Source organism: Psychrobacter sp. NG25, assembly GCF_015234355.1.
Classification (GTDB): Bacteria; Pseudomonadota; Gammaproteobacteria; order Pseudomonadales; family Moraxellaceae; genus Psychrobacter.
Map to the genome: position 1 here is coordinate 90,879 of NZ_JADGMV010000001.1, position 18,277 is coordinate 109,155.

Here is an 18,277-nt window from a genome sequence, read left to right on the forward strand (position 1 = left end):
TATAAAAAATTGACTAGCATATAAAACAGGGTTTTATTATTAAACTTCAATATTTGAAGCGGAACCCGAAACTTGTGCCAGATAAATTGTCAATACATGTAGTAACGATTGGCATAAAGTCACAAGCTCAGTATTAATAATGACATAAGGCGGCATGATATACACCAACTTACCGAATGGTCTGACCCAGATACCATTCTCAATCAACAAAGCCTGAAAAATAGGCATATCAACAGCGTCACGTAACTCAATGACTGCGACGGCACCCAAACAACGTACTTCAGCAACACCTTCTAATAACGCAACTGGTGCTAGCTGCTGCTCCATCGTGCGTTGCATGTTTGCAGTACGCGCTTCAATATCATAAGACATAATCAAATCAATCGAGGCACACGCAACCGCACAAGCAAGTGGGTTGCCCATAAAGGTTGGGCCATGCATCAATGCGGGATAGTCACTATTATGAATGGTATCGGCAATTTTTCGGGTACATAACGTTGCGGCAAAAGTCATATAGCCACCCGTCAGCGCCTTGCCAATGGTCATGATATCAGGGCTAATAGCCGCATGTTCACACGCAAATAACTTACCACTACGACCAAAACCAGTGGCAATTTCGTCAGCAATCAATAGTACATCGTGCTTATCGCACAGTTGACGCAGCAGTTGCAGATACTCAGGACTATAAAAACGCATGCCGCCTGCGCCCTGAATAATCGGCTCGATAATAAAACCTGCCAGCTTATCGCTGTGCTCATCAAAAAATGCTGTGAGGGCAACGCGATCAGATTCCGTTAAAGCCCGCTCAAACCCCAACGGTGGTGCTGCGACAAAATGCTGCGTTGGTAATTGCTTCCCATATAGGCTATGCATACCGTTAATAGGATCACAAATACTCATGGCATGCCACGTGTCACCATAATAACCAGAATGTGTAGAGGCAAACTGCTGCTTGGCTGGGCGCTTGGCAGCCACTTGATATTGCAACGCCATTTTTAGAGCCACTTCCACCGCAATACTGCCGCTATCGGCATAAAAAATTGCATCCAGTCCAGTCGGTACAATAGCCAGTAATTTTTTGCCCAAATCGATGGCAGGCTGATGGGTCAAACCGCCGAACATCACATGCGCCATTTTACCCAATTGCTTGATAATAGCATCGTTCAATTTGGGATGATTATAGCCATGAACGCTTGCCCACCATGACGACATGCCATCGATAAGGCGCGTGCCGTCTTCGGTAATGATATAAATACCTTCGGCACGATCAATAACGATATTTGGATAAGTAGGTGGCAGACTAGCATATGGATGCCAGAGGTGTTGTTGATCAAAATCACTCGTTATCTGGTTTGCTTTTATCGTCATTATATTGTCCCTAAAGCGCTTCGAACCCAAATACCATCAATAATGTATGGGCTATTTATTGACCAGTAATGCGTTTGTATTTAGACAACAAATCGCTTTCTGTCTCAACATGATTAGGATCATGAGGGATGCAGTCAACCGGACAAATAACCACGCACTGCGGTTCATCAAAATGCCCGACGCACTCGGTACATAAGTCAGGGTCGATAACATAAATATCATCCCCTTCTGATATCGCTTCATTGGGGCACGCAGGCTCGCACACATCACAGTTGATGCACTCATCAGTAATCAGTAGTGCCATGAACGGCTCCTTACGGTTGGTTTTTAGCCTATATGCTGCAGCTGTCGGCCTATTAAAAGGCTAGCTGTATTGAATCACCAGTTTTTTTGTAAAGGCATCAGACACACAAGTAGGTACAAATTTAGTGACGTCGCCACCAAGCTTGGCAATTTCACGAATCATGGTTGATGAAATGAATGAATAATTCGGTGCTGGCGTCAAAAATACCGCTTCAAAATTTTCATCAAGCTCACGGTTCATATTGGCTAACTGAAATTCGTATTCAAAATCTGACATGGCTCGCAAACCGCGCAAGACAGCAGCAGCTCCTTGAACACGCATAAAGTCGACGAGTAAACCCTCAAAGCCAACCACGGATACTTGTGGCAAGTCAGCAAATACGGTCTCAACTAAAGCGACACGTTCTTCAAAGTTGAACAATGGCTTTTTATGATGCCCTGAGGCAACCGCAATAACGACCTCATCAAACAGTTTGGTAGCACGTGTGACTAAATCCACATGACCGTTAGTAATAGGGTCAAAAGTACCTGGATATAAAATTTTGGTGTGTAACTTTGAGGAATTGGGAGAATCAGGAAGGCTCATAACATGGCTAACATAGTCGGTAATATTGGACTATATGCTAGCAAATTTTGCTCAAACTTAATACTTATCTGCTACATTTGTCCTAACAGCTGACTTACATTTTTATCAGAGGCTTTGCTACAATGGTTGGTTCGACTCATCCTGCTTATTTTTTACATAAAAAACATGTAAAACAAGCGGATCAGGATGAGGAATTATAGGTGAGGACACGATGTTGTTCTTAGAAATCCTTACGAGGAAACCATGTCAAAGAAATCAAAAAAACCTGATAATCAGATTTGTGCCAATAAAAAGGCACGCCATGAATACTTTATTGAAGAATCATTTGAGGCAGGTCTTGCCCTACAAGGGTGGGAAGTCAAAGCCATTCGCGCAGGTAAGATGACCATTACTGAAGCGTATGTGATATTTCGCAATAACGAAGCTTTCCTGTTTGGTGCGCACATTCAGCCGCTACTGTCGAGCTCAACGCACGTTAGCCCAGATAGCATTCGTACTCGTAAGCTGCTCCTCAATCGCCGTGAAATCGAAAAACTAGCTGGGGCAATCAACCAAAAAGGTTATGCTTGCGTACCGTTGTCTTGCTACTGGAAGAACTCACTGGTGAAATGTCAGATTGGTCTTGCCATCGGTAAGAAACAACATGACAAGCGTAAAACGTTGAAAGATCGTGACTGGGAACGTGATAAGCAACGTGGCTTTAAACAACATTTAGATTAATACAGTCAAATCCACTATAGAGGTGTTACAGCGTTAACAGCGTTTGATGTATTTAATATACATCTGCTTTCAGTTGCCTTGTACCACCTCTACATTGAATTAACGATAGCCTCCTTAAACGAAGTCAGTTTAATCTAATACAAAAATGGACGATTCAGCGTTATGTTGAATCGTCCATTTTTTATTTATCTATTGTTTAATTAGTAAATGACTCACTTTCTTACGTGATCGGCTCTTTTGCCAAAGATTGGATATTTCTACGAGCTTGGCGCAATTGACGAATGCCATGTGTAATCAAGCAAGCAATGCCGACCCAAATCAAACCATAGCTGTAAATCATCGCTGACTCAAATGAGTTGCCCAATACAGTGATCGCTAAGACAAATAATAGCGCAGGCTCCAGATAACTCATCATGCCATAGACATTTACAGGTAGCATTTGACTGGCATCGACGTTGGTTTTCATAGCCCACACACTCAGTACACCTAGCCCAGCAATCATCATGATAAAGAAAGCAGAACCACTCACCAACCCCAAACTACTCGGCGCAAAAAGCAATAAGTAAGCCAATGCAAACGGCGCGCAAATGGTTAAATCTACCAACAGTCCAGTCACCGCACCGATACCCTGTAGACGACGTAAAATATAATAGACCGGATACGTGCCACAGACCCAAAGCGTCGCCCACGATATGCTCTGCGTACGTACAATCTCGCTACCGACTCCCAATGCCGCAAAGCCTACTGCCAACCACTGTAATCGACTCAACTTTTCGCCAAACAATAGGCAACCAAATAACACCATCGTAAGCGGAAATAAGAAGTACCCCATGGCCGTTTGTACACCTTGACCATTGACTGGTGCCCACATAAATAGCCAAAATTGACTGAGAAATATAGGCGTCGGTAATAACAGCCAAGCCCACTGCTTTGCCGTACGTAATGCTTTTAACTTATCAATGTGTAACCCTAAACGACCACTGATAATCAAATAACCAACCAGTGCCACCCACATCCCAAGCATCCGCCAGATAAAAACTTGCGTCCCTGACAATGGCGCTAAAAAGCTACTATAGGCGTAAAGAATACCGAATAACACATTGGACAATACGGCCAACACCACACCCGATATTAACGTACGTTGCTGAGTGCTCCCCGCTGTCCAAATCGCAGGTAAAGGTATGCGCGACACTGTGGTTGTCAATGTATTAGCGAACGCATTAGATAATATAGAAATAGACATGAGCAGCACCGTAAAACAATAGTCGTTAAACAAATCAATGGTCAGCACAGTGATGGTCCGTGGCTAACTACTGGTTGATAGGTTCTATTTTACTTATGCCTTACGAGATATTATGTCTATAATTATCTTTATATGAGTAAAATTATCTAAAAATTTATTAATAATTCAATTATTTATCGGTTTTTGAATTATAGTGATAATAGGTTTAATAACAGATTTTTAGCAGTGTTCTTTGTAGAATTTTTGGAGAAAATACCGTGAGCCACGTTCTAGATGATATTGATAAAGCCATTTTGAATTTGCTACAAGAGGATGCCACGCTACCTTTAAAAACTGTCTCAGAGCGTGTCCATGTGTCTATCGCTACGGCGCAGCGCCGTATCCAAGCGTTAACGAATAATGGCGTGATTACCAAGCAGGTCGCTATTGTCGATCCTAATAAGGTCGGCTATGGACTGACGGCGGTGGTAATGATAGAAATGGCGCGCTCCAACACGTCGATGCAGCATCGATTTGAGCGCTTAATGCATTCACAGCCACAGGTCATGAGCTGCTATGAGGTATCAGGGGATGCGGATTTTATGTTGATGGTCAATGCCAAAAACATGAGCGAATACCATCGTTTCACCACAGGCTTGCTAACTTATGAAAATAACGTCCGCCACTTTAAAAGTCAGTTTGTGATGAACTTCACTAAGAGTGGCACGAAGATTACGTTAGATTAATTTCAAGGCGTGTCATGACTGATTGCTCATGACTTATTAATTATGGTTGATCAGTCATAATTAATAAATAGATGTCATGATTGTAGATCGAATCAAGCGACTAAAGACACGCCCCAATCTCATATTGAAAAAACATTAAATGCATATTGAAAAATATTAAAAAAGCTTTTCGACCACTGCCCTTGGATGACTTTGCTTGGCAGTTTCTGCGACCTGAAATAGTATTTCATCTGCTTCTACAGGACCAGCAATATCGCACAAACAAATATAAGCAAGCTGAATCAGATTATTCAAAATATGCTCATTGTCAGGTACGACTGGCTGTGCACCTTCCAAGAACTGATTAATGTCGATAGAATGCCCTTTAAAGGTGCGTTCTTTCGAGACAGTTTGGTGCATGATATGGAAAAAACTGCGCTTGTCTGACTCGGCTAACTGATGGCCAATTGCTTCCATCACCGTATAAAATGCTTGAAGCAACTCAGAAACAGATTTTTGTTCATCAATTACTACTCTACTACCCCTCTCTTCGGCCATCTGCTGATGGTCTGTCTGCATCGTATTCCAAAACCCTTTACGAATATCAGACTTGTATTCTTGTAGCTCAGGATAGCGTCGCGTCGCATCTAAAACGCACTGCTGCATCATCTTTACAGATACCGTCGAATACTGTTGCCACTGAGTTGTCAGTAATTTTACCTCTTCGGGGTGTAGATATCTTGCCAGTACAACTGCCATCGCGGACACGGTTTGATTTACTGATTGAGTGTCGATATTCATCAGCTTTCTCCTATAGATGTCGCTCTGTTAAGTTTTTGGCATCAAACATTTGCTTTTGAAACTCTGGATAGCCAATCTCTGCATGCTCGGTGTAATCTAGGCCACGCTGCTCATGCAAGCGACTGGCTTTTAATCCAAAGCTGACATCAATCAACTTATACATGATGAGTCCCAGTCCCAAGCCCCAGACTAGCGCCACACCCACACCAAGTAATTGCACACCCACACGTGATAAATTAAATAAGTCGTCTGAATAAAACAATCCAGCCGCGAGCGTGCCCCATGCACCGCCAAAACCATGAACCGCAACGGCTGAGACCACATCATCGATCTTTAATTTCAATAACGCTTGTGTCGATAAGATGTATATCACGGAGGCAGCTGCACCGATGATAACGGCGAAGATAGGCGTCGTTGTCGCACAGCCTGCGGTAATGGATACCAAACCAATCAAACTGGCGTTGACACTATCACTGAGTAAAATGGCTTTGTTCAATGCTTTTGAGATGAGCATATAACTCACTACCGCACTGATCGCTGCTACGAATGTATTGACGGCGATTAAACCGATATTACCAGTGATAGATAGTGTGGAACCAGCATTGAACCCAAACCAACCAAACCACAATATAAAACCACCAAGTGCAACTAATGTCATATTATGACCTGCTATCAATCGCGGTGTACCATCAGGTGCGAAACGACCTAATCTTGGGCCAATGACCAATATACCTGCCAGTGCCAGCCAGCCACCGATAGAATGGACAACCGTAGAGCCAGCAAAATCAATGAACCCAAGCTCAGCTAGCCAGCCCGTACCACCGAAATAACCACCCCATACCCAACTAGCGAAGACAGGGTAAATGAACAAGCAAATAATACATGCAGCTACCGCGTAGCCCACAAAGGATACTCGCTCCGCCATTGCCCCACTCGCTACCGTAACGGCTGTGGCAGCAAACATCATTTGGAAAAACATCAATGCCCAGTCCATATTGGACAAATTCACTGGCATAAAGTGATCTGTACCGAAGAATCCTGAGTCATTGGTGCCCATCATCAACCCAAAACCAACCAAATAAAAGGCCAAACCACCGATACACATATCGGTATAATTTTTCATCATGACATTGACAGTGTTCTTCGCACGTACCGATCCGCTCTCTAGCAATGCAAATCCTGCCTGCATAAAGAACACTAGCACTCCGCCCCAAATAATCCATGCAATATTCTGATACTCAAGTAACTGCGCCACTGTCAGAGTCGCTTCTTCAGCAGCCGCTGCGCTAGACATAATCCCAAACAGTACCGCGCTCATCAACAGTACTTTAGAGCAAAAGGATTTACATAAAACAGATACCTTATCCAAACTCAAATAGGATGCTTTCACTTTATCTCTCCAAACAATTATCGATTTTATGGTATTTATATATGTATTGTTTTTATGAGCCTATCTAAATCAATAGACTCTACGAAAGAGAAAGCAAAGCGCATGCCAAAACGTACTTTGGGCATTGGGAAAATAAAATAGCTACTCTAAAAAAAGAGCACCCTTTAATCGAAACAGACCTGTAATTGTTCATCTAGCATCAAATAAACGCCGAGATGTGGACTGATAAAAATAAGATGCCTAGTACGAAGTTGATACTTAGTTTCTGTTCTACTTCATTAGCAGTAGCCAAAGTATTTTGTTCAATAGAATATGAATAATGAGTAGATAAGGCATGTCTAAACCATGTACCATATCAACGAAAGTTTGATAATAACCATCAAACAAAGAACCAATATTAATAGTCGATAGTCAATCATCATAGACAAGGAAATAGAGTATGACTCAGCATAAAGGCACACCTGCAGACAAACTAGAAAGCACCAGTAACAGCGATAAGCATCACACTGCATTACCAGCCAAATTCAACTCAAAAGCAGTGGTTATGGGTGCCTCACTGGCGGCGTTGCTAGCGACCTCAGGCTGTGCCACTAGCTCATTATTAGACAGTGACAGTCATACCAGCACGAGCACCACCAAGAATGTGTTATCTGAAGATCAAATCATTGCTTTTGGACGTCCTGCTCAAGCGTTGCCAAAAATGCCAAACGCGTCCATGGTTATCGTCGGTGAAAAGAACAGCTATGTACTGACCCAAGGTGGGACAGAAATGATCAGCTTGCTAAGTAGCTTGACACCTAAAAACATCCAAGTCGATAACGACATGAATTTTTATGTGCCAAATAATGATGGGTATTTTCAGGGAGAGATGAAGCTTTCTTATGCCAAGTTAAAAGACGAATTTAAGCGCTCTGACTATCAGTTCTTTTTGCAAAACAGTGGTAAAGAATGTACCTCAGCCAGTGATCAGCGCATCAATGCCCAGCGCTTTTGCTTCAGCGTCCCTGTCAAAGGCGCTATCTATCCGCAGGTTAGTAATCTAAGCATGATCCAGTCAAATTACCGTCCTTTATCTAAGCCTTATATGGTGAGTTTTTATTCAAAAACCATGCAGAGCCACGTATCTAGTAGCGGTGCAAATACAGCGCAGAAGCTTGTACTGCTACCCTTTGCCCTAGCATTCGACGTGGTTACCTTTCCGTTTCAGCTATTAGAGTAATCAGTTTTCTGTACTTATGACAGGGTAAATCAAGAATAAAGGGTTAAATCAAAAAGGTTTCTAATAATTTAGGAACCTTTTACTTATAGATTATTCCACACTATCAATAACTTATCATTAATCGCCCATCATAGAATAGGTCGCATAGTGAGTTGGATTCATGTTAAAATGAGCGCTTTTAAATGAGCCGTTAATATTTTTAATGAATAACGGCTTTTTTTAGTGCCATTTTTCTATTCAACAGGTCCGCCCATGTCTGCCGATACCATCGCCCGCACCGCCTTTAAACAAGGCACAAAACCTCTTTTCGATTACGACAAACACTGGGCGAGCTGCTACGAGCCTGCGCCCTATCTGCCTATGAGTCGCAAAGAGATGGATGATTTGGGCTGGGATGCCTGTGATGTCATCATCATTTCAGGTGATGCTTATGTCGATCACCCAAGCTTTGGTATGGCGATCATTGGTCGTCTATTAGAGTCGCAAGGGTTTCGCGTCGGTATCATTGCTCAGCCAGATTGGAAGAGCAAAGACGCCTTTATGGAACTGGGCAAACCTGTCTATGCTTACGGCGTGACCGCAGGCAACATGGATAGCATGATTAACCGCTATACCGCTGACCGTAAAATCCGTAGCGATGACGCTTACTCACCAGGCAACGTGGCCAATAAACGCCCTGACCGTGCCGCTATCGTTTACAGCCAGCGCTGCCGTGAAGCGTATCCTGATGTGCCCATTATCCTAGGCGGTATCGAAGGCAGTCTACGCCGCATCGCTCATTATGATTACTGGTCAGATAAAGTCCGTCGTAGTATCTTGATGGATGCCCGTGCCGATGTTTTATTGTACGGTAATGCTGAGCGCGCCATCGTCGATGTGGTACATGGTTTGTCTAAAGGCTATAGCTTTGAGCAAATGAGCAAGCTGCGTGGTACATCATATCTATTGACGCCAACACGCCGCCATTGGCAAGATGATATGACCGAAGTCGCCAGTAATGATGTCGATACCGTCGGTCGTGTTGATCCGATTATCAACCCTTACGTCATGACCGAAGACGTCGATCAATGCTCTATCGAGCAAGAAAAACCGAGCGACTCGCCTGTTGGCCAAGCCATGTCTTCAATGTCATCGCAGTATCAGGGTTTCGTCGCTGAACCTGTCACCAATAAAATCATCAATGCTGACCAAGTGGATGAAGAGACGCAAGTGGTACAAATGCGTGGCTTTGATACTGCAGAGGGCAGAAACAATAAGCCGATGACGGCGCGCAAGCATAAGCTAAAAATGCCGCCACGTGAAAAAACCGTCATTCGTCTGCCTGATTATGAGCACGTCAAATCTGACCCAGTGCTTTATGCGCATGCTAGCCGTATCTTGCATCTTGAGACCAATCCGGGTAATGCCCGTGCGCTAGTACAGCGTCACAGCAGCGGTGCAGGTAATTCGCATACTTCTATCGACGTGTGGTTGAATCCGCCACCAGTGCCACTTTCAACTGAAGAGATGGATTACGTCTTTGACTTGCCGTATGCACGTCTGCCACACCCAAGCTATGGCGATGCGCGTATCCCTGCTTATGACATGATTAAGTTTTCGGTCAATATCATGCGCGGTTGTTTCGGTGGTTGTACGTTCTGCTCGATCACTGAGCACGAAGGCCGCATTATTCAAAGCCGCTCAGAAGATTCTATCTTGCGCGAAGTAGAAGCCATTCGTGATACGGCACCTAACTTTACGGGTGTGATATCGGATCTTGGTGGCCCAACGGCAAACATGTACCGCCTTAGCTGTAAAGACGAGACGATTGAGAAGAATTGCCGTAAGCCGTCTTGTGTATACCCTGACGTCTGCGAAAACCTAATCACCGATCACAGCAATCTGACCAAACTATACCGCAAAGCGCGTGACATTAAAGGTGTGAAAAAAATCCTGATCGCATCTGGTTTACGTTATGATTTGGCCGTTAAAGACCCTGAATACGTCAAAGAATTGGTCAGTCATCATGTCGGTGGCTATCTAAAAATCGCCCCTGAGCATTCTGAAGAAGGCGTGCTATCAAAAATGATGAAACCAGGCATGGGCAGCTACGATAAGTTCAAAGCCATGTTTGAGCAGTACAGCCAAGAAGCAGGCAAAGAGCAATATCTGATTCCTTATTTCATCGCGGCGCATCCAGGCACCAAAGATGAAGACATGATGAATCTTGCTATTTGGCTCAAGAGTCATGGCTACCGTGCTGACCAAGTACAGGCATTTTATCCTAGCCCGATGGCGACGGCGACCACCATGTATCACACGCACAAAGATCCGCTACATAAGGTCAGTCGTGATGAAGGTGACATGGATATCGTCAAATCTGGCAAGCAGCGCAAATTGCATAAAGCGTTCTTGCGCTATCATGATCCAAAAAACTGGGTAATGCTGCGTAAAGCACTACAAGACATGGGACGTAGTGACTTGATTGGTAAAAACCGTGGTTGCTTGATTCCACCGTTTAACGCCAGTTTAGAAGGTCGCGATGCAGCGCAAGACAGCTATCAATCAGCGCGTAAAAAGAACAGTCGTGTTGGCAATGACTCGGTGAAGCGTAGCAGTAACTCATCAAATAGCAATGCCTCATCAGCTCAAGGCGCTGCGGGTAAAACCACAGCCAGCAAAAATACCAAAAAGCGGGTCAGCAAGGGCAACTTCCAAACCCAGCATACGGGTCTGCCACCGCGCAAAGCCAAGTAGCGTTCATGATATAGAAATGCATGCTCAATTCAGAGCATGTTAAGTAAAACAAAAAAGCGTCTATCGATTCATATATCGATAGGCGCTTTTTTATGCGTGTGAGATTGGTTTTAGCCCGTATCATCTACTGCTTTAATTGTCTTCCGACACACTGAAAATGAGACATTACATTAGTCAGCAATTGTGTGACAAAGCAAACATGTAACAAACAATTTCTAACATTTACCTGAGTTCGTTTTGGGTACTATATGGCTATAAGCTTAACGCATACTTAAATATAATTACATGATACCGTCTATATCTTTGGAGAAAACCATGAACACCCTTACCAAAATTGTCGCAGCCCTACCTGCCCTCGCCCTATTAAGCGCTTGTGCGACTACTGCTCCGACTACTCCAAATACATCAGACGTGCCTGATTCAGACACAACTGCATCAGAGACCATGCCTAGTGCCGCTTACGATCGTATGGCACCAGCGCCTTATACTTGTACTGATGACAGCATCATCACAGCAAAACAATCTATTAATAAGAAACAAGTCATGCTAAACGTGACATTGCCTAAAGTAAAATGGGCGTCACAGCCAGTTATCTTAAATGGTGATGCGCAAGATCATGTCGCAAGCTATGTCAATGATTCAAGCCCAGACGCGGTCTATGCATGGCACATGAAAGAAGACAAAGGTATCTTCGCTATCAAATGGGCAGATGGTACAGAGTATAACGTCAGCTGCCAAATCTAGTAAAATAATCATAAGTAGAAAGTGATAATACACATTAAACAGTCATCATAAGGTGGCTGTTTTTTTAGGCGCATTTTTATATAACCTGGCTATTTATATAATCTGGCTATTTATATAACCTGCCTGTCTTATGGATGTTGGTATAACAATTGTTTGTTTACCGCATTTCTCTAGAGAACCATAACGAAAGCTGTCAAAATAGCGCATATATACAATACGATGATGATCAATCAAGAGGATACGTCGATGGTTAAGCGCTTAATGAGTACATTGATAATTACGACGGCCAGTATGTGGGCGTTATCAGGTTGTGGCAACAGTGCTGAGACGACTGACCAAACCTCTGAAGCTGCCGTCACGACCGCAGAAAGTTCAGAAGTAGCGGAGAATACTGTCGACTGGTCTCTAGTCGCGAGCGGTGAAGCACCTGCTGATATCACCAATTATCAGTATCCGTTTGCGCTCGATAGTCAAAATGTGCAGGATTATGCGGATTACTTCAAAGTGGATAATACTACGGCGCAGCATAATCTGACGGTGAGTATGGCAAGCAATGAGGCATTATCAAAAGCCTTGGATCAGCTGAGCGAGACCTATGTCTCGCATGAGCTAACTGATAGCAAAGACATGACACTTATCATTCATACCACGCCCGACATCGCTGCCAGTAGTTACGATTATGTATTTTCTGATGATTTTGCGAAAGGGCTGGTGCTACCTATCGTGATTGTGCCAGATGGTAAGAAAGGTGATGTTAAGGCGCATAGTGAGATGGTAGAGTAAAAGTTAATAGCGTGTGTTTTAGCCTATATCACACACGCTACTAAAAGATATTAAGTCTGACGGTAAGGGTTATTTGAGAGTTCGATTTTAACTTCGGTGTCACAAAGTAACTTTGCTAAGTAGGGCTGAAATTGACCAGCAGCAGGAGCGATATATATTTTATCTAAGTTATCTTTTACATTTATTTCATAATTAACATATAGAAACTTCCCAAAACTCATTTGAACTTTTGGGTCTTTAAGCGATGTTATGTATATCATTCGACATTCCTGCTCTTCCTGAAAGGCTGAATGCTTTATAATATAATTTAAAGGCAGCAATATATCTTCGACTAGCTCTAAATTTTCTATATAATCTTCCCTAAAGTTTTGCTTTGTATTTTTATAACATTTTCTTAAGGATTCTAATAACTTCGAAAGTTTATCATTTTTATCATCAATTATTTTTTTATATTCCACCCACTTTTGTTCAGGACTATCTTTTTCTTCAAATTCACGATAAAAAGTAATTCGACTGCGATGAGCTATCTGAACAAACCCAGATTTCGGATCTATATAAATACATCTTATAGCTTTAAATCTACTAGTTTCACTATCTATATCCTTGGTACTGAAACTCTCTCCTTTATTATTAATTTGAGAAGATAATATTTCCTCGTAACTTAAATCTTCCTCAGTTTGAAAAAATCTTTTGGAAAAGACTAAGCTAAGACCTGAAGCTTCCTTATCATCTGTTTTTCCGTATAATCTAAATTGATTGAGGCTATCGTGATTAAAAGTAAAACAGCCAATAAAGGCATGCAAATTATCATCTAATTTTAAATTGTAAGGAGATTCTTGGTCGTAATTACTTAAATATCTACGCAAAACCTGTCCTTCACTTGGGTCATTAACGTTACTAATCGTATTTAACCGAAAGCTGCTTGGTGAAGTTTCTTCAAGGCTATCATTCATTAACTTATTACAAATATCCGTACTTGTATAATGTGCTAACTTTCGTTCTAATGACTTTAAATTATTTACTTTAGTGTCAAACTCGATTTTCAGCAAAGTTATGATGTCTCTTGTATAGCAAAATAGCTCAGTCAACTTTACTCCAAAGCTTAACGTATCCTCGTTCATCAATAATCTACAAATACTTATGAAACATAAAGACTCATAAGGAATTCCTTTCTTTGATAATTGAAAATACTTTTCTGCTTCTTCATATTTTTCTAATTCAAAGTGCAATTTTCCTAATAAGTAATCTGCTTTGATACGTATATCATCTTCTGTTTTCTCACTAAGGGTACTTAATACAATAATTGCTTCTTTATATTCATTAAATTTATACGCTTTTATATTAGCTATATTTAAAACTGCTAAATTATAAAAATTTAAGAAATCATCTTTATTTATTTTATTAAGATACTCTAATGCCTTTATATAATTATCTTTTTTTGTTTCATATACTTTAGCTATATGGTATTGAGCAGCCGCAAAGCCTTCTTTAGTATCTTCTATTTTTATATTATTCCATAGCTTCAAAGCATCTTCAAAATTATTATAAATATAATTAAGTATAATTCCTTTTTGATAAGAAGCCGCCGAAAAATATAGTTTACTATATTCTTGATTTATCTCTTCAAAACTCCCTATTGCCCGCTGATATAAGTTTTTCTTTTTATACTCTAAGCCAATATTAAACTTTGCTTTAGCATATAATTCTGCGCTATCAGCTAACTTTATACTATCCCAATAATTAACAGCCTCTTGATTATATTTATTTTTTAATAATAAAACCCCAATTACAGTCTGTGCTTTAGCATAAATTTCACCGCTAGGATTTTCGCGTGTAACTTGCAATAGTCCTTCTATTTCTTCTATATCAGTGTTACTTAATTTTAGTTTTTTAAAATCATCAATATTCATACCCTACTCCCCAACCAACTCTAAAAACTCTTCCTCACCCACTATCTTAACGCCTAGCTTTTCTGCTTTGGTGAGCTTCGAGCCAGCCTTATCTCCTGCTAGTAGCGCAGTGGTTTTTGCCGAGATGCTGCCTGATACTTTTGCACCTAACGCTTGCAGTTTGGCCTTGGCCTCATCACGTGCCATTTTTTCAAGCGCACCCGTAATCACCCACGTCTGCCCATCAAGTGGCAAGTCTCCAGCAGCTTTTTGCTCGACCTTATCCCAATAGACACCTGCTTCAAGCAATGAATTAATCACTTCAATATTATGCGGTGCACGGAAAAACTCGTAAGCCAGCTCGGCAGTGATAGTGCCAACGTCAGGGGTTTTAATCAGGGTTTCGATACTCGCAGCCATCAGGCTATCGAGATCCTTAAATTGCTGTGCAAAGTTTTGTGCGGTTCCTTCACCCACACCGCGAATACCAAGTGCATAAATAAAGCGAGCCAATGTCGTGTGCTTACTGGCTTCGATAGCACTGATGATATTTTGTACTGATTTTTCGCCCAATTTTTCTAGCGTGACGAGCTCGTCTGTATGAGTGTGCAATTGATAAATGTCTGCCACTGTCTTGACCAAGCCATGCTCAAAGAAGCTAATGAGCCAACTCGCGCCAAGCCCATCGATATCCATCGCACGACGCGAGACAAAGTGAATCAAGGCTTCTTGCTGCTGCGCGGGGCAAAATAGGCCGCCAGTACAGCGTGCCAATGCTTCGTCTTCTGGTAGGATCACAGGAGAGTCGCAGACAGGACAGGTAGACGGCAGTGTCACTGGTTTTGAGTCTGCTGAGCGCTGGTCGTGCCAAACGCGAGTGACTTTGGGGATGACATCACCAGCACGATGGACGCTGACCATGTCGCCTGCACGCACATCTAAACGCTGAATCTCACCAAAGTTATGTAGAGTGACATTACTGACGGTGACGCCGCCGACTTTGACAGGTTCGAGCTTACCGACTGGCGTAATTTGCCCAGTACGACCGACTTGCCATTCGATATCGTTTAGACGTGTCATGACCGTTTCGGCAGGGAATTTATAAGCAGTCGCCCAGCGTGGCTCGCGTGATAGAAACCCAAGTTGCTGCTGCAATGACAGATTATTTACCTTAATCACCATACCATCGATTTCAAACGGCAAATCGGCACGAGCTTCAATCACTGACTCATAGTAAGTCTGTGCCGCACGTGGGTTTGCGACCACTTCTACCGCACTAACGGTAAAGCCAATGGTTTTTAGCCACGCCAAGCCTGCTGACTGCGTTTCGATAATTTCAGGTAATCCTTGATTGATAGAGTAAGCATAGAATGCGAGTGGACGACTGGCTGCCACACTGGGATCGAGCTGGCGCAAGCTACCAGCGGCGGCATTGCGTGGATTGGCAAAGGTTTTATTTTCGCTCTCTTCTGCTAAGCGATTGAGACGCTCAAACCCTGCCTTTGGCATCAATACTTCACCGCGCACTTCTAGCAACTCGATGTCAGCAGCATCCGCGAGCCAAAGTGGCAAGTTGCGAATGGTCTTGGTATTTTGGGTGATATCCTCGCCCGTTTGCCCATCACCGCGCGTGACCGCCTGTACAAATTTTCCATGCTCATATTTTAGCGACACGGCCAATCCATCGAGCTTTAGCTCCATCTCATACTCAGGATTTTTTTGCGCATCATTTAGACGGTCGTTGACGCGGCGCATAAACGTATGTAATTCGTCATAGTCAAAAACGTTGCCCAGTGACAGCATGGGGATGTCATGAGTCACTTGGGTAAAGGCAGATAGCGGCATATCACCGACTTGATTGATGGGGCTGTCTGGCTGTATCAGCTCTGGATGTGACTCTTCTAATGTAACCAAAGAGCGACGCAACTGATCGTACTCGCTGTCTTCTAAGATAGGATTGTCGAGTACATAGTAGGCATAGTTGTGTGTTTTAATGGCGTCGATAAGTGTGCGCATTTGGGCAACGATTTGCGCAGTAGCATTTTGAGTAGTTTCAGTTTGAGCAGCGGTCGGTACGATAGAATCAGTCATAGTCAGCGTCTTTTCTTTGCAATTCAAGATGCCAATATGATAACAAGTTTGTGAGAGACTCGGTATAGTCAGTCCCATATAAATCAGATACTGTGTCAGGCTCGCTCAGTCTACTATGTGTAGTACTTTCACTCACCTTCCTTGTATCTAAATTATAGTCAAATCCATATAAATCCGCTACATCGTCATCCTCACTAACCATACTAATGTATAGCTTGCACTCGGCTTCCTTGTATCGAAAATATTTGGAATCAACTATATCTTGAACCGACTCTAGCATTTTGCAGAAATGAAAGCGCATTAAAAAAGGCAAATAACGTCAATCGCTATTTGCCTTTTATATGACTTCTACTATTAACCAGCTCTTACTTTCTGTAACCTTTAGCCTTCAAGCTTCTAACCTTCATAGTCGCGAACTTGATTACGTAGTTGTTGCTTATACTCAGAGGTGATTGGTTCGTTCTCTTCATCTAGCATAATCGCGTCTAAATCACTGGCCATCATATAAGCAATACTCATCATACTATCGAAGCTACGCAGCGCTTGCGGATGTGGTAAAGATAAGAATACCACCACGCCATGATAGGTATTGGTCGCCACGCTATGCGGATCAAAAGGCGCGATACCACTATCGGTGATACCCATCATGCTAAACCACAGCATACCTGTGCCGTCTTTTTTCTCATAGCGATGGAACATATTCATCGCGCCATAGCGCAGACCGTATTTATCAATTAACTTCAATAAATCACGGCCACGGATAATCGCGGTTGGGCGATCACGATATTGGTGCGGCAAGATAGTGATGTTGATGTTGTCTTTAGCATTAATCAATGGACCATTTTGCGCTTCGTCAACAGGCTCTGATAAATGCTGATCGAGAATCGGGCTATTGTCATCAAAACTCGGCTCTTCTACCGTATCAATTGATGGCATCAGACTGTCTGTCGCCGACATCAAGCTAGAAAATGCATCAGGCTCTTGCTCGGCATTTATCTGCTCAGATGCTGCTGCAAACTCAGTATTCTGCTGCTCATCCTGCCAGCGTGCATAGCTGTCATCTTCAACCATATCTCTGTGATCATCATTTAATTCACTGATGATATCGTTATGTCCAGCCATCTGCTGTGCATCGACATTCACATCGAAATGGGCATGCGGTTGAGTCAACGTCTCTTCTTCGACGACTGCATTGAGATAGCTGCGATCAGGTGCAATACTGGTCTCGCCTGCGACGGTGTCATCAAGATCTGGCTGGTCCACGAGATTACGCTCATGTCGCGGTATGATGGGAATACCGTTTTTATCATAGTTGACCGCCATGGCTTCAGCGCTGTTGCGGCGCTTAAAACTACGAATGACCATAAACAGCCCTGCAAGCATGATAAATGCGGCAATGGCGATCAATATAAACTGAATAGCGGTCATGAGAAATACATCCTAATATATGACAAAAGGGAATACACAAGAGGCGACAAATGGCAATAGTCTAGCATGGCTAATTAAGCTCGTCACCATATAGTCATCGTTTACCGTCAGCCCGACATACTTGCGTAACGTTACCATCTCAACTTCAACTATACCACTAGCAGTGGCCTGCCAGTTATAGTTGAATTTAAATAATTTCGATACAAGGAAACCAAGTGCAAGTTATACATTAGTATGCTTAGCGAGGATAACGATGTAGCGGATCTATATAG

The 18,277-nt window shown here is 42.7% G+C and carries 15 protein-coding genes; 6 read left to right on the forward strand and 9 right to left on the reverse strand.

Annotation, left to right across the window (positions count from 1 at the left end; genetic code table 11):
* Positions 1–39: 39 nt before the first annotated feature.
* The 3 genes from bioA to coaD are packed head-to-tail and all read right to left on the reverse strand — an operon-like array spanning position 40 to position 2,257.
* Positions 40–1,368 (reverse strand): adenosylmethionine--8-amino-7-oxononanoate transaminase, encoded by a 1,329-nt coding sequence (gene bioA, locus IPZ60_RS00375; protein WP_194195924.1) that lies wholly within the window; start codon positions 1,366–1,368, stop codon positions 40–42.
* Positions 1,369–1,423: 55 nt separating this feature from the next.
* The gene (locus tag IPZ60_RS00380) at positions 1,424–1,672 is read right to left on the reverse strand and encodes a YfhL family 4Fe-4S dicluster ferredoxin (RefSeq protein ID WP_021814308.1); all 249 of its coding nucleotides are present in this window, start codon (positions 1,670–1,672) and stop codon (positions 1,424–1,426) included.
* Positions 1,673–1,732: 60 nt separating this feature from the next.
* Positions 1,733–2,257, reverse strand: a complete 525-nt coding sequence (gene coaD, locus IPZ60_RS00385) for a pantetheine-phosphate adenylyltransferase (protein ID WP_194195925.1) — start codon at positions 2,255–2,257, stop codon at positions 1,733–1,735.
* 243 nt (positions 2,258–2,500) lie between these two features.
* Here coaD and smpB point away from each other — a divergent pair, with 243 nt between their 5' ends.
* Positions 2,501–2,977: an SsrA-binding protein SmpB gene (gene smpB / locus IPZ60_RS00390; RefSeq protein WP_194195926.1), complete on the forward strand. Its 477-nt coding sequence runs from the start codon at positions 2,501–2,503 to the stop codon at positions 2,975–2,977.
* 220 nt (positions 2,978–3,197) lie between these two features.
* Here smpB and rarD read toward each other — a convergent pair whose 3' ends face one another.
* Positions 3,198–4,220, reverse strand: coding sequence for an EamA family transporter RarD (gene rarD / locus IPZ60_RS00395; RefSeq protein ID WP_194195927.1), 1,023 nt, complete (start codon positions 4,218–4,220; stop codon positions 3,198–3,200).
* A gap of 257 nt (positions 4,221–4,477) precedes the next feature.
* On the opposite strand from rarD, the gene IPZ60_RS14305 reads away from it, so the two are divergent.
* On the forward strand, positions 4,478–4,945 hold the full coding sequence (locus tag IPZ60_RS14305) for an Lrp/AsnC family transcriptional regulator (protein WP_110921756.1): 468 nt from the start codon (positions 4,478–4,480) through the stop codon (positions 4,943–4,945).
* A 156-nt stretch (positions 4,946–5,101) separates the two neighbouring features.
* On the opposite strand, the gene IPZ60_RS00405 is transcribed toward IPZ60_RS14305, so the two are convergent.
* Positions 5,102–5,725 (reverse strand): hypothetical protein, encoded by a 624-nt coding sequence (locus IPZ60_RS00405; protein ID WP_194195928.1) that lies wholly within the window; start codon positions 5,723–5,725, stop codon positions 5,102–5,104.
* A 10-nt stretch (positions 5,726–5,735) separates the two neighbouring features.
* Complete coding sequence (locus IPZ60_RS00410) at positions 5,736–7,043, reverse strand: ammonium transporter (RefSeq protein ID WP_194196336.1); 1,308 nt, start codon at positions 7,041–7,043, stop codon at positions 5,736–5,738.
* Positions 7,044–7,554: 511 nt separating this feature from the next.
* Here IPZ60_RS00410 and IPZ60_RS00415 point away from each other — a divergent pair.
* The 4 genes from IPZ60_RS00415 to IPZ60_RS00430 all read left to right on the forward strand — a co-directional run bounded on the left by IPZ60_RS00415 (position 7,555) and on the right by IPZ60_RS00430 (position 12,597).
* On the forward strand, positions 7,555–8,334 hold the full coding sequence (locus IPZ60_RS00415; RefSeq protein ID WP_370463013.1) for a hypothetical protein: 780 nt from the start codon (positions 7,555–7,557) through the stop codon (positions 8,332–8,334).
* Between the two features lie 252 nt (positions 8,335–8,586).
* Positions 8,587–11,070, forward strand: a complete 2,484-nt coding sequence (locus IPZ60_RS00420) for a YgiQ family radical SAM protein (protein ID WP_194195929.1) — start codon at positions 8,587–8,589, stop codon at positions 11,068–11,070.
* A 315-nt stretch (positions 11,071–11,385) separates the two neighbouring features.
* Positions 11,386–11,814: a hypothetical protein gene (locus tag IPZ60_RS00425; protein WP_194195930.1), complete on the forward strand. Its 429-nt coding sequence runs from the start codon at positions 11,386–11,388 to the stop codon at positions 11,812–11,814.
* Positions 11,815–12,060: 246 nt separating this feature from the next.
* Complete coding sequence (locus IPZ60_RS00430) at positions 12,061–12,597, forward strand: hypothetical protein (protein ID WP_194195931.1); 537 nt, start codon at positions 12,061–12,063, stop codon at positions 12,595–12,597.
* Positions 12,598–12,647: 50 nt separating this feature from the next.
* On the opposite strand, the gene IPZ60_RS00435 is transcribed toward IPZ60_RS00430, so the two are convergent.
* From IPZ60_RS00435 to IPZ60_RS00445, 3 genes are all read right to left on the reverse strand, one after another.
* A complete protein-coding gene (locus IPZ60_RS00435; protein ID WP_194195932.1) occupies positions 12,648–14,507 on the reverse strand; it encodes a lipopolysaccharide assembly protein LapB in 1,860 nt (619 codons plus the stop codon).
* Between the two features lie 3 nt (positions 14,508–14,510).
* Complete coding sequence (gene ligA, locus IPZ60_RS00440) at positions 14,511–16,577, reverse strand: NAD-dependent DNA ligase LigA (RefSeq protein WP_194195933.1); 2,067 nt, start codon at positions 16,575–16,577, stop codon at positions 14,511–14,513.
* Positions 16,578–16,973: 396 nt separating this feature from the next.
* Complete coding sequence (locus IPZ60_RS00445; protein ID WP_194195934.1) at positions 16,974–18,005, reverse strand: cell division protein ZipA C-terminal FtsZ-binding domain-containing protein; 1,032 nt, start codon at positions 18,003–18,005, stop codon at positions 16,974–16,976.
* Positions 18,006–18,277 lie beyond the last annotated feature (272 nt).

Excerpts from the sequence above, each read along its gene's own strand:
- bioA (WP_194195924.1), bottom strand. The coding sequence starts at position 1,368 with ATGACGATAAAAGCAAACCAGATAACGAGTGATTTTGATCAACAACAC.
- IPZ60_RS00380 (WP_021814308.1), bottom strand. The coding sequence starts at position 1,672 with ATGGCACTACTGATTACTGATGAGTGCATCAACTGTGATGTGTGCGAG.
- coaD (WP_194195925.1), bottom strand. The coding sequence starts at position 2,257 with ATGAGCCTTCCTGATTCTCCCAATTCCTCAAAGTTACACACCAAAATT.
- smpB (WP_194195926.1), top strand. The coding sequence starts at position 2,501 with ATGTCAAAGAAATCAAAAAAACCTGATAATCAGATTTGTGCCAATAAA.
- rarD (WP_194195927.1), bottom strand. The coding sequence starts at position 4,220 with ATGTCTATTTCTATATTATCTAATGCGTTCGCTAATACATTGACAACC.
- IPZ60_RS00405 (WP_194195928.1), bottom strand. The coding sequence starts at position 5,725 with ATGAATATCGACACTCAATCAGTAAATCAAACCGTGTCCGCGATGGCA.
- IPZ60_RS00410 (WP_194196336.1), bottom strand. The coding sequence starts at position 7,043 with ATGAGCGCGGTACTGTTTGGGATTATGTCTAGCGCAGCGGCTGCTGAA.
- IPZ60_RS00415 (WP_370463013.1), top strand. The coding sequence starts at position 7,555 with ATGACTCAGCATAAAGGCACACCTGCAGACAAACTAGAAAGCACCAGT.
- IPZ60_RS00420 (WP_194195929.1), top strand. The coding sequence starts at position 8,587 with ATGTCTGCCGATACCATCGCCCGCACCGCCTTTAAACAAGGCACAAAA.
- IPZ60_RS00425 (WP_194195930.1), top strand. The coding sequence starts at position 11,386 with ATGAACACCCTTACCAAAATTGTCGCAGCCCTACCTGCCCTCGCCCTA.
- IPZ60_RS00430 (WP_194195931.1), top strand. The coding sequence starts at position 12,061 with ATGGTTAAGCGCTTAATGAGTACATTGATAATTACGACGGCCAGTATG.
- IPZ60_RS00435 (WP_194195932.1), bottom strand. The coding sequence starts at position 14,507 with ATGAATATTGATGATTTTAAAAAACTAAAATTAAGTAACACTGATATA.
- ligA (WP_194195933.1), bottom strand. The coding sequence starts at position 16,577 with ATGACTGATTCTATCGTACCGACCGCTGCTCAAACTGAAACTACTCAA.
- IPZ60_RS00445 (WP_194195934.1), bottom strand. The coding sequence starts at position 18,005 with ATGACCGCTATTCAGTTTATATTGATCGCCATTGCCGCATTTATCATG.